The sequence below is a fragment of the Streptomyces sp. NBC_01707 genome (genome assembly GCF_041438805.1).
In the GTDB taxonomy this organism is placed as follows: domain Bacteria; phylum Actinomycetota; class Actinomycetes; order Streptomycetales; family Streptomycetaceae; genus Streptomyces.
In genome coordinates this window covers 6870473-6886147 of the sequence record NZ_CP109190.1, presented here as the reverse complement: position 1 = coordinate 6886147, position 15675 = coordinate 6870473, and the positions used below count along the sequence as shown (strand labels likewise).

Here is a 15675-nt window from a genome sequence, read left to right as displayed (position 1 = left end):
CATGACCCGTCCCTCGGGCGCCGGAGGCCGGAGCGGCGACAACCGGCCACCCGGTTCACGCCCGCTCCTGGCCCCCCGCCAACAGGTTGAGCCGCAGCGCCAGCTGAAGCTCCAGCGCCCGGTCCGGTTCGTTCCAGTCCCGTCCCAGCAGCACCTGGATCCGCTCCAGCCGCTGCACCACCGTGTTGACGTGGACGTGAAGCTCGTCCTTGGCGCGAATGAGGCTGCCACCGGCACCGAAGTACGCGCTCAGCGTGCGCACGAGATGGGTGCCACGCTGGGCGTCGTACCGCAGCAGCGGCCCCAGCGTCGCGTCGACGAAACCGTCGACGTCCTGCGCGTTGCCCAGCACCACGCCGAGGAAGCCGAGTTCGTCGACGCAGGCACCCTCACCCGTCCGCCCCAGCACCCGCATCGCGCGCAGGCAGCGGGCGGCCTCCCGGTGGGCGGCGGCCAGCTCGCGCGGGCCGCGGGCCGGCCCGGTGGCGGCGACGGTGACGGGGGCCTGGACGAGCTGGCCGAGCTGGGCCGCCGCCACTCTCGCCGCGTCACCTGCACCCGCGTCCTCGTCGTCGCATGCGACCAACAGCACCACCGTGCCCGCGTGTTCGGCGCTCACCCCGTGGATGTCCCCGCCGAACAGGTAGCGCAGAGCTGCGGCACACAGCTTCTCCCGGGCACCCGCCTCGGCCACCAGCAGCAGATGCGGGCGGTCCAGGTCGATGCCGAGGCGACGGCCGCGTTCGGCGAGACCGGCCGGGTCGCGTTCCGCGTCGGTCAGCAGGTCGGTGATCAGCTCGCCGCGTATCCGGTTCTCGGTCTCGGCGACCGTGCGCCGCAGCAGGAGCAGGAGGCCGGTGACCACGGCAGCGCGTTCGAAGAGCCGCCGGTCGGAGTCGTCGAGCCGTCGGCGCTGGTGCAGGACCAGTTGGGCCAGGAGTTCCTGTCCGGCGAGTACGGCGCAGATCCACCGGCCGTCGCGGTGCACGGCGCGCGCTCCGGTGCGGGACTCCTCGGCGGTCTCGGCCAGCCATCCGGGGTCCATGCTGTCGGCCGCGAGTCCCGTACCGTCGGGCCGGACGGCCGCCAGTGGACGCCCGCCCGGATCGTGAATGGTGAGCGGGGAGTCGAGCAGCCCCGCGACGGCCGTGGCGACGTCCTTGACGTCACCGCCGCGCAGCACCAGGTCGGTCAGCCGGTCGTGCGCCTCCTCGGCCCGCTGCATGGCGGCCGAGTGCTCCCGTACCGCAGCGTTCGCCTCGGCCAGCTCGGCGTTGGCGCCGGCGAGCTCGTCGAGGGCCGAGCGGGTGTCGGCGAGGGCGCGGGCGGTGTCGATGGCGATTGCGGCGTGTGCGGCGAGCGAGCAGAGCAGGGCGACCTCGTCCGGGCTGAAGACGCGCGGCGCGCGATCGGCGGCGAAGAGGACTCCGATGACCTTCCCCGTACCGCCGCGGCTGGAGCCGAGGAGCAGGGGCACGCCCAGAATGGCGACGAGCCCCTCGTCCAGGACCCCGGCGTTGATGTTGCGGGTGTGGCGGAAGCGATTGTCGGTGCGGTAGTCGGGCGTCGCGTACGGGCTCGCGGTCTGCGCGACCAGACCGCCGAGCCCTTCGCCGAGTTCCAGCCGCAGCCGCTGGAAGAGAACCGACACCGAACCGTCGGTGACCCGCATGTACGTGTCCCCCGCCTCCTCGTCGGGGAGGGTGAGATACGCCGTGTCCGTGCCGAGCAGCATCCTGGCCCGCCGGACGATCGCCTTCAGTACGTCGTCCAGATCGCGGGAGGCCGCCAGATCACCCGCGGTGTCGAAGAGCGCGGTGAGCTGGAGCTCGCGGCGCCGGTGCTGGCGCAAGGCGCCCCTGATCCGCAGTGCGGTGGCGGTGGCCCGCTCCACCTCGGCGAGGTCGCCCGCGGGCACACCGGCGGCCCGCGCCTCGGAGGAGACGGCGCCCAGTGCCTCGGCGGGGGCGTCCTCGGTCAGCAGGTCGAGGAGGCGACGCAGGTGGGGCGCGGCGGAGGGGGGCGGTGCAGACATGGGCGGCCATCGTTCGTCGGGGATTCGATGTGTACTGGAGAGTGTCAGTGAGCGGTCCAGCCGCCGTCCATCGCGAGCGAGGTACCGGTGATGTGCCCGGTGTGCGGTCCGCACAGCCACAGCACCGCCTCGGCGACCTCCCGGGGTTCGATGAGGCGTTTGATGGCGCTGCGTTCCAGCATCACCTTGCCCACCACTTCCTCCTCCGAGATGCCGTGCGTACGGGCCTGGTCGGCGATCTGGTTCTCGACGAGCGGGGTGCGCACATAGCCGGGATTGACGCAGTTGCTGGTCACCCCGTGCGGTGCTGCTTCGAGAGCGACCACCTTGCTGAGACCTTCCAGTGCGTGCTTCGCCGATACGTACGCCGATTTGTAGGGGCTGGCGCGCAGCCCGTGGACGGACGAGATGTTGACGACGCGCCCCCAGCCGCGTTCGTACATGCCGGGCAGGGTGCGGCGCAAGATGCGGAACGGTGCTTCCACCATGACCCGGTGGATCAGCGCGAACCGGTCCGGCGGGAACTCGTGCACGGGAGCGACGTGCTGCAGCCCCGCGTTGTTGACCACCAGGTCCGCGTCGTCCGGCAGCGTGTCGACCGCCTCGGGTACGGACAGGTCGACCACCCAGGCCGTTCCGCCGATCCGCTCCGCCAGGCTCTTGGCCGCGTCGGCGGCCTTGTCCACCACGTACACGTGGGCCCCCGCGGCGGCGAGGGCCTCGGCGCAGGCCTGCCCGATGCCGCTCGCCGCTCCGGTCACCAGGGCGGTGCGCCCGGCCAGGAACGGATCTGCGGGCGACGGCGACGGAGCGGCGGCGCGGGGCGGGGGAACGGTGAGCGGCGCGGGCCCGTGGACCGGGCTCTGGGGAGTCTCCATGGTCGTCACCGTAAGGAGGTCGAAGCCCACGTCACACGGGGTCGGTGCACACACCGTCGTACGCCGCCATGGTGGCGGCGTACATGGTGCGGGTGGTCAGCGGGCGGCGTCCAGCATCGCCCGCTGCTCCGCCGTCAGCTCCAGGTCCACCGCCGCGAGGCTCTCGTCCAGCTGCGCCACCGAGGAGGCGCCGACCAGCGGGACGACCGGGACCTCGCCGCCGATGAGCCAGGCCAGGACCACCTGATTGACGGTCGCCCCGGTCTCCTCGGCCACCGTCCGCAGTGCCGCCTGCCGCGCCCGGGTGCCCGGGTGGTCGAACTCCGGGCCGAGCGGCTTGTCCGCCCGGACGTAGGCCCCGGCCAGCAGTGGCGAGTAGGCGACCGGCACGAGGGCGGGTTCGGCCCGCAGGTAGCTGAGGAGGTCCCCGGCGGCCACGCCCTCCTGGCCGTCCGGTGAGCGCAGGCTCGGCAGGTCCGTGCGCTGCCGCAGATAGCTGTGGTGGTACTGGAGGACCTCGTACCCCGGCAGTCCGGCGGCCGCGGCAAGGGCCCGGGCCCGCTCCACCTGCCACGCCCAGTGGTTGCTCACGCCCAGCAGTCCGACGGTTCCTTCGGTCACCAGCTCTCCGAACGCCTCGACGGTGTCGCGCATCGGCACGCCGTGGTCCTGGACGTGCGCGTACAGCAGGTCCAGCCGCTCGACGCCGAGGTGCTCCCGGCTCCGCTCCGCGGACTCCCGGATCACCTTCGGCGAGAGTCCCTCGATGTCGCGGGTGAAGCCGGTGGCGGGGCTGTTCGGCCGGGCACCGAGTTTGGTGGCGATGACGATCTCGTCGCCGACGCCACGGCTCCGGCGCCAGCGGCCGAGCAGTCGCTCGCTCTCCCCTCCCTGACTGCCCTCGACCCAGAACGCGTAGTTGTTGGACGAGTCGATGAAGGTGCCGCCGGCCTCGGCGTACCGGTCGAGGACGGCGAACGAGGTCGCTTCGTCGGTGAGCGTGCCCATCAGCATGGCGCCGAGGCTGATCACGCTCACCTCGCGGCGGGTCTTCGGGTCCGTGCCCATCATGCGGTAGCGCATTCCTGTCTCCCTCCCAACAGCCCCTGGCCGATAAGGGCGTTGCTGACCGGGAGTCTGCATCTTCGAGCGCACTCGATGTCAACGTCCGCTTCTCGCTGGGCGCTCGCGGCGCAAGGGCGGCGCCGCACACAGCGGAGCCCGAGGGATGTCAGCCCGCCCCATGGGCGGGGACGGCCCGGACTCATAGGTTCCGGCAACAGTCCGCACGCCCGCACGTTCCGAACAGGGAGGCCCCCGTGCGCCCATCGATCCTGCGACGCCTGCTACGGCGCGTCGCGTCCACGGCCGTCCTCGGCGTCGTCGCGGCGACGCTGAGCACCGTGGGTGCCGCGCAGCCCGCCGCTGCCGCCGGCGGCCTGCAGCAGGTCACCGGCTTCGGCACGAACCCCGGCAACCTGCAGATGTACGAGTACGCCCCCGCCGATCTGCCCGCGGGCGCGCCTCTGGTGATCGCCCTGCACGGCTGTACGCAGACGGCCAACGACTACTACACCAACTCGGGCTGGCCGAAATACGCCGACCTGTGGAAGTTCGCCGTGGTCTTCCCGCAGACCACGTCCGCCAACAACGCGCTCTCCTGCTTCGGCTGGTTCGATCCGGCCGAGGACACCCGGGGCAAGGGCGAAGCCGCCTCCATCGTGCAGATGGTGGAGCACGCTAAGCAGCAGTACGGCTCCGACGGGCGGCGGGTGTACGTCACCGGACTGTCGGCGGGCGGCGGGATGACCGCAGACCTGCTGGCCGCGTACCCGGACGTGTTCGCGGGCGGTTCCGTGGCGTCCGGCCTGCCCGCGCAGTGCGCCACCAGCCAGGCCGCCGCCTCCGGCTGTCAGACGGGCCCGCAGAAGCTGACCCCCGCCCAGTGGGGCGCCAAGGTCCGCGCCGGTTACCCCGGCTACACCGGCCCATGGCCGCGGGTCGCCATCTGGCAGGGCACGTCCGACTACACGGTGTACCCGGCCAACGCCACCGCGCTGCGGGACCAGTGGACCGATGTGTGGGGCATCGGCCAGACCCCGTCGAGCACCGACACCCTTCCCGGCAACACCACCCGCAGCGTCTACAACGACGCCTCCGGGAACCCCGCGGTGGAGACGTACTCCATCTCCGGCATGGGCCACGGCCTGGCCGTCTCCCCCGGCTCGGGGACCGATCGGTGCGGGTCCACGGCCGCGTACTTCCTGAACTCGATCTGCTCGTCGTACTACACCGGCGTCTTCTGGGGGCTGGACCAGGGCGCACCCGGCGGCGGCGAGAACCCGCTCCCGGCCCCCTCCGGTCTGACGGTCACCGGTGTCACGGGCACCGGTGCCTCGCTGTCCTGGAGCGCGGTGACGGGAGCCTCCTCGTACGCCGTCTACCGCAACGGCACCGAGGTCGGCCGGCCCACGTCGACGGCGTTCACCGACACGGGGCTGTCCGCCGGGACCGCGTACCGCTACACCGTGGCGGCCGTCGACGGATCGGGGGCGGTCGGTACCGTCTCGGCCGCGGTGACGGCGACCACGACCGGCGGGACGGGCGGCGGCGCCTGCTACACGGCGACCAACTACGCCCAGGTGGCGGCGGGCAGGGCGCACACCACGGGCGGCTATGTGTACGCGAACGGGTCCGAGCAGAACATGGGCCTGTACAACGTGTTCGTCACGCACACCCTGCGGGAGTCACCGGCGGGCTACTTCGTGATCGCCGACACCGGCTGCACCGCGTAGTACCCGTCCGTCGACGGTGCGGCCCGACGGTCCCGCGTCGGGCCGCACCTCGCGCTCACGCTCCCGCCAGGGGGCGGAGGCTTAAGGGCTGTCCCGCAATCCCCGGCGGGCCCACGACGACAGCCACGGCGCCTCGCCGCGTCGTCGGAACGCCCGAATACGACCGGCACGAAGACGCCCCTCCGCCTCGCGATGCACCGCGTCCGACGCCGCGCGCCGATCCACCAGGGATTACGGGACAGCCCTCAGTCCTCCGGCGGGAACACCACCTCGCCGGAGTCGAGCAGCGTCAGCGTGATCGCCTCGACGGGACACCCCTCCGCGGCCGCGAGCACCTGCTCGTTGGCGTCCGTCTCCGGGACGTCCGGGTGCGACTGCCGGGCGGAGTCCAGCCGGAAGCCGTCCGGGGCGTGGTTCACGCACATCCCGGAGCCGATGCAGACGCTCCGGTCGACCTCCACGTGCCAGCGGTCCCCCATCACGCCTCCTGCGGTCCGGGCTGCGCCGGCTGGTACCCGGCGGGCAGATGGATCATCTTGTGCTCGAAGTACTCGCCGTACCCCTCGGGGCCGAACTCCCGTCCCAGACCGGAGTTCTTGTAGCCGCCGAACGGACCGAGCATGTCGAGACTGAACGTGTTGACGCTGTACGTGCCGGTTCTGACCCGGCGGGCGATGTCGATGCCGCGCTCGGTGTCGGCGGTCCAGACGCTGCCGCTGAGCCCGTACTCCGAGTCGTTGGCGATCTTCACCGCCTCCGCCTCGTCGCCGTACGGCAGCAGGCAGATGACCGGGCCGAAGATCTCCTCGCGGGCGATGCGCATGGAGTTGTCGACGGATCCGAAGAGGGTCGGCTCGACGTACCAGCCACGCTCCTGGGAGGCCGGACGGCCGCCGCCCGTAAGGATCTTGGCGCCTTCCTCCTGGCCGATCCGGATGTAGTCGAGGGAGCGCTGCTGCTGACGCCGCGCGACCAGCGGGCCGAGCTCGGTGGCGGGGTCGAGCGGGTCGCCGACCTTCAGCGCGCCCGCCGCGGCGGCGAACGCCTCGGCGATCTCGTCGTAGCGGGAGTGCGGGACGAGAATGCGGGTCTGGGCGACGCACGCCTGGCCGTTGATCATCCAGGCGAACGGGACGATGCCCGCGACGGCCGCGCCGAGATCGGCGTCCGGGAGGATGACGGCGGCGGACTTGCCGCCCAGTTCCAGGGTGACCCGGGTGAGGTTGCGCGAAGCGACCTCCATCACCCGGCGGCCGGCCGCGACGGAGCCGGTGAACGACACCTTGTCGACGCCCGGATGCCCGACGAGGTACTCACTGACCTCGCGGTCCGCCGGGAGGATCGACAGCACGCCCTCGGGGAGCCCGGCCTCGGCGGCGATCTCGGCCAGGATGTAGGCGTCAAGGGGCGATTCGGGCGAGACCTTGAGGACGGTCGTGCAGCCGGCCAGCAGCGCGGGCGCCAGTTTGGCGGCGGCGGTGAACTGCGGGACGTTCCACGGCACGACGGCCGCGACGACGCCGACCGGCTCCCGGCGCACCAGCAGCGGCCCGAGGACGCCGTCGCGCCGTTCCTCGTACGGGAAGGTACGGGCGACGGTGATCGCCGCGTCCCACACCATCATCGCGGCGAGTGCCTGCACCATCACACTGGAGCTGTACGGGGTTCCGTTCTCGGAACTGATGACGCGGGCGATCTCCTCGTACCGCACGGCGAACGCGTCCTTGATCCGCGTGATCACCTCGATCCGCTCGTCGAGGGAGGCCCGGGGCCAGGGCCCTTCGTCGAAGGCCCGGCGGGCGGCGTCGACAGCGCGGTCCACGTCCGCCTCACAGGCATGCGGCACCCGGCCGATGACCTGCTCGGTGTGGGGCGATATCACCTCGATGACGTCCTGGCCGAGCGGATCGACCAACTCCCCGCCGATGAACAGTTTTCCGTGTTCGACAAGCTCGGTCATGGCTGCTGCCTCCCGCGACCCGGCACGTACCGACTCCGCACCTGACTCCATACCTGACTCCGCGTCAGAACTGATACCAGTTCCAGTTCCAGGAGTCCACGGATCCGACGGCGATCGACCTCGGGTGAATAGTCGACCAGGGCTACTACTGGAACGAGTTCTCGTTACAGTGGATGCGGCGCAGCACAGCCGCATGCCGGGACGAGAGATGGGGACCTCATGACACAGGTGACCGAGCACGGCGGCGGCGTGTGGTCCATCAAGGTCCCCATCCCGGACAACCCGCTCGGCCACACTCTGGTGCACGTCCTGGACACCGGCCGCGGCCCGGTGCTGATCGACACCGGCTGGGACGACCCGGAGGCCTGGGACACCCTGGTCGCGGGCCTCAGCACCGTCGGAGTCGCCATCACCGACATCCATGGCGTGGTCATCACCCACCACCACCCCGACCACCACGGCCTCTCCGGCCAGGTCCGCGAATCATCCGGGGCGTGGATCGCGATGCACGCCGCGGACACCGCGATCGTGCGCCGCACCCGCGAGTCCGAACCGGGCACCTGGCTCACCTACCTGGCGACGAAACTCACCGCGGTCGGCGCCCCCGAGGAGCACCTCGCCCCACTGCGCGCCGCCCGCGCCACCGGCCGGATGCGCACCCTGCCCGGCCTGCGCGCCGCACTCCCGGACCGCGAGATCGTCCCCGGCGAACTGCTCGACCTGGCGGGCCGCCGGCTCCGGGCGGTCTGGACACCGGGCCACACCCCCGGCCATGTCTGCCTGCATCTGGAGGAGGACCACCCGGCGAACCTGCCCGGTCGCGGCCGGCTCTTCTCCGGCGACCATCTGCTGCCCGGGATCAGCCCGCACATCGGGCTGTACGAGGACCCGGACGATGCGACCGTCACCGACCCGCTGGGCGACTATCTCGACTCGCTGGAGCGCATCGGCCGGCTGGGGGTCGCCGAGGTGCTGCCCGCCCACCAGCACGCGTTCCCGGACGCGGCCAGGCGCGTACAGGAACTCCTCGACCACCACGAGGAGCGGCTGACCGGCCTGCTCGCGCTGCTCGCCACCCCGCTCACGCCGTGGCAGCTGGCGGAGCGGATGGAGTGGAACCGGCCGTGGGAGCAGATCCCGCACGGCTCACGGAACATCGCGGTCTCCGAGGCCGAGGCGCACGTCCGCCGACTGGTGAAGCTGGGGCGCGCGGAGGCGATGACGGGGAGCGACCCGGTGACGTACGTCGCCGTGTGAGGGGTTCGCCGACCGGCGATCCCCTCCGGCACCGGCCTCTCCCACCGCCGCGTCCCGCCCGGCCCCACGGGTGACGTACGTCGCTGTTCCGGGCGGCCCTCCGCCCGGAGGGGCGGGCTACGCACCGGTAGAGTGTCGGAGTCGTCATCATGCCCGTTCAGGGGGAAGCCGGTGCGAATCCGGCACTGACCACGCAACCGTGAGCCGCTGACACAGCGGTGAGTCGGAATGCCCTGTCCGCGGTCGTGACCGGCTCGCGTCACCGGAACCCCGGTGACCGGCACCGTCGAGGCATACGGGGCCGGAGCCTGGTGCCTGAGTGTGCCTGTGCCCGGTTCCCACCGCAGGAGAGGCCCAGCCCACCATGACCGTTCGCCGCACCGCAGCAACGCTCGCCGCCACCGCCACCGTGCTCTGTGCGGCCGCTGCCCCGGCCGCGGTGGCGGCGCCGTCGCCGTCGCCCACCCCGTCCGTCGCACTGCCGTCCGGGCTGTACGGCACCAAGGACCCGACGTACGACGGGGTCTGGAGGCAGTCGCTGGCCTTCATCGCCCAGCGGCTCGAAGGGGTCACCCCCGCGGCCGCGGCCGTCGACTGGCTGGTCGCCCAGCAGTGCGACAGCGGCGCCTACGCCTCGTACCGCGCCGATGCCGGAAAGCCGTGCGACGCGAAGACCATGACGGACACCAACGCCACCGCCGCCGCGGTCCAGGCACTCGCCGAGGTCGGCGGACACGGCGACGCCGCCGACAACGGGGTCGCCTGGCTGAAGTCCGTGCAGAACGAGGACGGCGGCTGGGGTTACAACCCGGGCTCGCCCAGCGACGCCAACTCCACCTCGATCGTGATCGGCGCCCTGGCCAAGCGGGGCGAGCGGCTCGGCGATGTGACGACCAAGGGCGGCAGGACGCCGTACGACGCGCTGCTCGCGCTGGCGATCCCGTGCGGCGGCAAGGACGGCGGCGCGTTCGCGTACCAGCCCGACAAGGCCGGCAAGCTCGTCGCCAACGCGGACGCCACCGCGGCCGGTGTGCTCGGTTCCATGGGCAAGGGGCTGGCCGCCTGGAACAATTCCGCGTCCGAGGACAAGGCGCCCACCTGCCACAAGGGCGCCGTCGTCAAGCCCGAGCAGGCCGCCCAGAACGGTGCCCACTATCTCGCGGGTGCCCTCGCGAAGACCGGCCACCTGAACCAGCCCCCGATGCCGGGCACCACCGACACCACCGAGCAGCCCGACTTCGGCAACACCGCGGACGCGGTCGTCGCCCTGGCCGCCGCAGGCCACCAGGACAAGGCGGCCGACGCGCTCGGCTGGCTGAAGAAGAACGCCGCGCCCTGGGCGGCCGAGAACGGCCCCGCCGCCTACGCCCAGTTGGTCGTGGCCGCCCACACGACCGGTGCCGATGCCCGCGACTTCGGCGGTGTCGACCTCGTCGAGCGGCTGAGCGCGACCGGACCGAAGCCGGCCGCCGTCCACACACCCTCGCCGGCCAGCAGCGACTACGCGGCACAGGACGGCACCAGCGACGACGCCGGGCTCGGCGTGTGGTGGCTCGTCGGTATCGGTCTCGCCGCCGGTGCCGGCGTCGGCTTCCTCATCAGCAGCCGCCGGAAGACCCCGCAGCTGTGAACCGGGCGGGGAATCGATCCGGGTGGCCGGCGACGGGCGCCCTGCTGCTCGTTCTCGGCGCCGTCCTGACCGTGCTCGGCGCCGGCACCGCGCACGCGGCCGGCTACCGCTACTGGTCGTTCTGGGAGGGCAAGGGGACGAACTGGGCGTACGCCACCCAGGGCCCGTCGCTGGTCCGGCCCGACGACGGTGCGGTGCAGGGCTTCCGGTTCTCGGTGAGCGAGGACTCCCAGGACTCGGCGAAGCCGCGCCGCGCCCCCGAATTCGCGACGATCTGTGCGGACACCCCCGCCAAGGACGGCACCAAGCGGATCGCGCTCGTCATCGACCCCGGCACGGCCGCGGACGCACCTGACGGGGAGACGCCACCGGCGCCGCGTACCGCATGCGCGCAGGTCGCCGAGGACGCGAGCGCCGCGGAGGCCCTCGCTTCCGTGGCCAAGCCGCTGCGCTACAGCAGCGAGGCGCTGCTCTGCGCGATCTCCGGCTATCCGGCCTCGGGCTGCGGTGACCAGGTCTCCGGCACTGGGCACGCCGACGGTACGTCGCAGGCGCCCGCGAGCCCGTCCGCCTCGGCCCGCCCGGGGAGCGGCCGCGGCGGTCCGTCCGCCGGGGTGCTCGCCGGTGTCGCCGCCGTCCTTCTGCTCGGCGTCGCCGCGGTCGTGCAGGCCCGCCGCCGCCGAGGATGACCGTCTCCGCCGGCCCGGCCCGGCCGGTCCCTGCCCTGCGCGCCCCCGAGGCGACCCGCAGCAACGCCGTGCCCGCCGGGGCCTGGTGGCTGTGGGCGCTCGGGCTGGCCACCGCCGCCTCCCGGACCAGCAATCCACTGCTGCTCGGGCTGCTCGTGGGGGTGGCCGGCTACGTCGTGGCGGTACGCCGGACCGATGCGCCGTGGGCCCGTTCGTACGGGGCGTTCATCAGGATCGGGCTGTTCGTCGTCGGCGTGCGGCTGCTCTTCTCCGTGTTTCTCGGTTCGCCGATCCCCGGTACGCACCCGGTCCTCACCCTGCCCGAAGTCCCGCTGCCCGACTGGGCGCAGGGCGTGAGGATCGGCGGCCGGGTCACCGCCGAACAGCTGCTCTTCGCGCTGTACGACGGGGCGAAGCTCGCCACCCTGCTGATCTGCATCGGCGCGGCGAACTCGCTCGCCAACCCGGCCCGGCTGCTGAAGTCGCTGCCGGGCGCACTGTACGAGGCGGGCATCGCGGTCGTCGTCGCGATGACGTTCGCACCGAACATGGTCGCCGATGTGGTGCGGCTGCGCACCGCACGACGGTTGCGGGGCCGCCCTGCCGGTGGCATCAAGGCCGTCCTGCAGATCGGACTGCCGGTGCTGGAAGGTGCGCTGGAGCGGTCGGTGGCGGTGGCGGCGTCGATGGACGCACGCGGATACGGGCGTACGGCACAGGTGCCGCGCGCCGTCCGGCACACCACGAACGTCCTCACGCTCGGCGGGCTGCTGGGCGTCTGCGCCGGTACGTACGCTCTGCTGGCCTCGCAGGGTGCGGTGTACGGGCTGCCGCTGCTGTTCGCCGGGCTCGTCGCCGCGATGGCCGGGCTCCGGCTCGGCGGTGCCCGCTCGGTCCGCACCCGCTACCGGCCCGACCGGTGGGGGGCGAGGGCCTGGCTGGTGGCCGGGTCGGGTGCGGTGGTCGCGGCGGCGATGATCTGGGCGGGCAGCGCCGACACGGAGGCGCTGCACCCCGGAGTCGTACCGCTGGCGGCGCCGGTGTTCCCGCTGTGGCCCGCGGCGGCGGTGCTGATCGGGCTGTTGCCCGCGGTGGTGGCGCCCGCGCCGCCCGTTGTGGCCGCCGCGAACTCCGAGGAGAGCCAGTGATCCGGTTCGAGCAGGTGTCGGTGCAGTACGAGGGGGCGGCGCGCCCGACCCTGTCCGGGGTCGATCTGACCGTCCCCGAGGGCGAGTTGGTGCTGCTCGTCGGCCCGTCGGGGGTCGGCAAGTCGACGCTGCTGGGCGCCGTCTCCGGTCTCGTACCGCACTTCACGGGCGGCACACTGCGCGGCAGGGTGATGGTCGACGGCCGTGACACCCGTACCCACAAACCACGCGAACTCGCCGATCTGGTCGGCACGGTGGGACAGGACCCGCTCTCCCACTTCGTCACCGACACCGTCGAGGACGAGCTGGCGTACGGCATGGAGTCGCTGGGACTCGCCCCCGACGTGATGCGCCGGCGGGTAGAGGAGACCCTCGACCTGCTGGGCCTCGCCGGGCTGCGCGACCGGCCGATCGCCACGCTCTCCGGCGGCCAGCAGCAGCGGGTCGCGATCGGTTCGGTGCTGACCCCGCACCCCAAGGTCCTGGTCCTCGACGAACCGACGTCCGCGCTGGACCCGGCGGCGGCCGAGGAGGTCCTCGCGGTGCTCCAGCGGCTGGTGCACGATCTGGGGACGACGGTCCTGATGGCGGAGCACCGCCTGGAACGCGTCGTCCAGTACGCGGACCAGGTCGTCCTGCTGCCGTCGCCCGGTGCCGCACCGGTGATGGGCGCCCCCGCCGACATCATGGCGGTCTCCCCGGTCCACCCGCCGGTGGTGGCCCTGGGCCGGCTGGCGGGCTGGGACCCGCTGCCGCTGTCGGTACGCGACGCACGGCGCCGTGCGACGGATCTGCGGGAGCGACTGGCCACGGCCGAACCGCCGCCGCCCGCTCCGTCGGCGCCCGCCGCCCCGACGCCGCTGCCCGCGGCCGCTCCCGTCCGCCGTGGTCTGTTCGGGCGGCTGCGCACACCCGCCCCCCGGCCCGCTCCCGAAGCTGCGGTGGAGGCGATCGCCCGGGTCGAGGGCCTGGGGGTACGGCGCGGGCGCGTCGAGGCACTGCGCCGGGTGACGCTCTCCGTCGCACCGGGCGAGACCGTCGCCCTGATGGGCCGCAACGGCGCGGGCAAGTCCACGCTGCTCGCCGCCCTCGTCGGCCTGGTCGGGCCCACCACGGGCACGGTCCTCGTCGGCGGCCGGGCCCCGCACCGCACGCATCCGCGCGACATGGTGCGCCGGGTCGGGCTCGTACCGCAGGAACCGCGCGATCTGCTGTACGCGGACACGGTCGCCGCCGAGTGCGCGGCGGCCGACACCGACGCGGGCGCGGCGGCGGGCAGCTGCCGGGCCCTGGTCTCCGAGCTGCTTCCCGACGTACCGGACGACACCCACCCCCGCGATCTCTCCGAGGGGCAGCGGCTCGCCCTGGCGCTGGCCGTCGTGCTGACCGCACGGCCCCCGCTCCTGCTGCTGGACGAGCCGACGCGCGGTCTGGACTACGCCGCGAAGGCCCGGCTCATACGGGTGCTGCGGGGTTTGGCGGCCGAGGGCCATGCGATCGTCCTGGCCACGCACGACGTGGAGCTCGCCGCCGAGCTGGCCCACCGGGTGGTGATCCTCGCGGACGGGGAGATCGTCGCGGACGGCCCGACCCGGCAGGTGGTGGTCTCGTCACCGGCGTTCGCGCCGCAGACCGCGAAGATCCTCGCCCCGCAGGAGTGGCTGACCGTGACGCAGGTGCGCGGGTCGCTGGAGGCAGGCGCATGAGCGGCCGCCGAAGCCGCCCCGTACGACTGGGCCCCCGCGCGATCGCCGCACTCCTCCTCGTCAGCGCGATCGGCGTCGTCTCCATCGGCTGGCCGCTGCTCGCGGACGCGGACTCCGGTCTCGCCCACTCCCAGGACGCACCGTGGCTGTTCGCCGCACTGCTTCCGCTCCTGGTCGGTGTGGTCGTCGCCACCATCGCGGACTCCGGCCTGGACGCGAAGGCGGTGGCGATGCTGGGTGTGCTCGCCGCCGTCGGCGCCGCACTGCGTCCGCTCGGCGCCGGTACGGCGGGCCTGGAGCCGATGTTCTTCCTGATGGTGCTGAGCGGCCGGGTGCTGGGCCCAGGCTTCGGCTTCGTGCTCGGCTCGGTGACCATGTTCGCGTCCGCCCTGCTCACCGGCGGGGTGGGCCCATGGATGCCGTTCCAGATGCTGTCGATGGGCTGGTTCACGATGGGCGCCGGCCTGCTGCCGGCCCCGGACCGGCTGCGCGGGCGGGCCGAGCTGCTGATGCTGGCGGCGTACGGCGGTGCGGCGGCGTTCGCGTACGGCACGGTGATGAACCTGTACGGCTGGACGATCGTGCCGGGCCTCGGCTCGGGCATCTCGTTCCACCCCGGTGACCCGCTGCCCGAGAATCTGGTCCGGTTCTTCGCGTACTGCCTGGCCACCTCACTCGGCTGGGACCTGGGCCGGGCCGTGCTGACCATGGCACTGACCCTCACCATCGGCTCCACGCTGCTGAAGGCGCTGCGAAGGGCCACGCGCCGCGCATCCTTCGAGGCCCAGGTCACATTCGACGGTCCCGAAGGCGTGAAGGCGCCCACAGGACCTTAGTCCTCCACTACCGGGGGTAGTAGCGTTTCCGGCCGCAGATGGAACCCACTTCACCGCCTCCGACCTGCTATGGAACCTTTTGGGGTGGTTAGGGACTTTTGGTCCCTGATGCGAGGCAAGACCGTATCAGGGGTCATTGCCACGGTTGAACGCCGCGGCTAACACTGGTCACGTCGCCGAGCACCGCAAGCGTTCACCGGAACGGAACGCGGTCAACGAGCACCGGGTCCCGCACTGTTGGACCCGGTCCGCGACTCCCCCGTCCCCAACGGTTAGGTTCGCCTGTGTCGTTCGTCCGTAACCTCCTCGCCCAGCCCCGCACCGCTCGCCGCAAGGCCGTCGTCGCCGGAGCCGCCGCGGTCCTCGGCGCCACCGGTCTGGGCCTCGGCGTCACCCCGGCCATGGCCGCACCGGCGTCCGCCGCCACCGGCGTACAGGGCACGGCGCGAGCGATGATCGGCAACGAGGCGCAGTTCCAGTGCTTCAGCAACATCGTTTCGCACGAGAGCGGCTGGAACCCCAGCGCGACCAACGCCTCTTCGGGCGCCTACGGCCTGGTCCAGGCCCTGCCCGGCTCGAAGATGGCCTCGGCCGGCGCCGACTGGAAGACCAACCCCACGACCCAGATCAAGTGGGGCATGGACTACATGAACTCCCGCTACGGCAGCCCGTGCGCCGCCTGGACGTTCTGGCAGGCCAACCACTGGTACTGAGCCGGTGGCAAGCAGCTTCACACGAAGG

The 15675-nt window shown here is 72.6% G+C and carries 13 protein-coding genes and 1 riboswitch; of the genes, 8 read left to right on the top strand and 5 right to left on the bottom strand.

Annotated features, from left to right (window positions below; all coding sequences use genetic code 11):
* Positions 1-55: 55 nt before the first annotated feature.
* The 3 genes from OG963_RS30865 to OG963_RS30855 all read right to left on the bottom strand — a co-directional run bounded on the left by OG963_RS30865 (position 56) and on the right by OG963_RS30855 (position 3996).
* Positions 56-2035, bottom strand: coding sequence for a GAF domain-containing protein (locus OG963_RS30865; protein ID WP_030926037.1), 1980 nt, complete (start codon positions 2033-2035; stop codon positions 56-58).
* Between the two features lie 44 nt (positions 2036-2079).
* Entirely contained in the window at positions 2080-2913 is an 834-nt protein-coding gene (locus OG963_RS30860; protein WP_030926035.1) for a 3-hydroxybutyrate dehydrogenase, read from the bottom strand.
* Between the two features lie 96 nt (positions 2914-3009).
* Complete coding sequence (locus OG963_RS30855) at positions 3010-3996, bottom strand: aldo/keto reductase (protein ID WP_093774636.1); 987 nt, start codon at positions 3994-3996, stop codon at positions 3010-3012.
* Positions 3997-4232: 236 nt separating this feature from the next.
* On the opposite strand from OG963_RS30855, the gene OG963_RS30850 reads away from it, so the two are divergent.
* Complete coding sequence (locus tag OG963_RS30850) at positions 4233-5708, top strand: PHB depolymerase family esterase (protein ID WP_093774634.1); 1476 nt, start codon at positions 4233-4235, stop codon at positions 5706-5708.
* Positions 5709-5953: 245 nt separating this feature from the next.
* Here the strand turns inward: OG963_RS30850 and OG963_RS30845 are convergent, their stop codons facing one another.
* The gene (locus OG963_RS30845; RefSeq protein WP_030926029.1) at positions 5954-6187 is read right to left on the bottom strand and encodes a ferredoxin; all 234 of its coding nucleotides are present in this window, start codon (positions 6185-6187) and stop codon (positions 5954-5956) included.
* Entirely contained in the window at positions 6187-7668 is a 1482-nt protein-coding gene (locus OG963_RS30840) for an aldehyde dehydrogenase (RefSeq protein WP_093774632.1), read from the bottom strand. The genes OG963_RS30845 and OG963_RS30840 overlap by 1 nt, the downstream gene beginning before the upstream one ends.
* Before the next feature lie 219 nt (positions 7669-7887).
* On the opposite strand from OG963_RS30840, the gene OG963_RS30835 reads away from it, so the two are divergent.
* The 7 genes from OG963_RS30835 (at position 7888) to OG963_RS30805 (ending at position 15647) form a co-directional block, all read left to right on the top strand.
* Complete coding sequence (locus OG963_RS30835) at positions 7888-8925, top strand: MBL fold metallo-hydrolase (protein ID WP_093774630.1); 1038 nt, start codon at positions 7888-7890, stop codon at positions 8923-8925.
* Positions 8926-9046: 121 nt separating this feature from the next.
* Positions 9047-9180: riboswitch (cobalamin riboswitch) on the top strand.
* Positions 9181-9289: 109 nt separating this feature from the next.
* A complete protein-coding gene (locus tag OG963_RS30830; RefSeq protein ID WP_319324921.1) occupies positions 9290-10555 on the top strand; it encodes a prenyltransferase/squalene oxidase repeat-containing protein in 1266 nt (421 codons plus the stop codon).
* Positions 10556-10596: 41 nt separating this feature from the next.
* On the top strand, positions 10597-11244 hold the full coding sequence (locus tag OG963_RS30825) for an SCO2322 family protein (protein ID WP_093929703.1): 648 nt from the start codon (positions 10597-10599) through the stop codon (positions 11242-11244).
* Positions 11241-12392, top strand: coding sequence for an energy-coupling factor transporter transmembrane component T (locus OG963_RS30820; protein WP_093774626.1), 1152 nt, complete (start codon positions 11241-11243; stop codon positions 12390-12392). Before OG963_RS30825 ends, OG963_RS30820 begins: the two co-directional genes overlap by 4 nt.
* Positions 12389-14098, top strand: a complete 1710-nt coding sequence (locus OG963_RS30815; protein WP_371799695.1) for an ABC transporter ATP-binding protein — start codon at positions 12389-12391, stop codon at positions 14096-14098. Before OG963_RS30820 ends, OG963_RS30815 begins: the two co-directional genes overlap by 4 nt.
* Entirely contained in the window at positions 14095-14934 is an 840-nt protein-coding gene (locus OG963_RS30810; RefSeq protein WP_093774622.1) for an ECF transporter S component, read from the top strand. The genes OG963_RS30815 and OG963_RS30810 overlap by 4 nt, the downstream gene beginning before the upstream one ends.
* 284 nt (positions 14935-15218) lie before the next feature.
* Positions 15219-15647, top strand: coding sequence for a transglycosylase SLT domain-containing protein (locus OG963_RS30805; protein WP_030926012.1), 429 nt, complete (start codon positions 15219-15221; stop codon positions 15645-15647).
* Positions 15648-15675 lie beyond the last annotated feature (28 nt).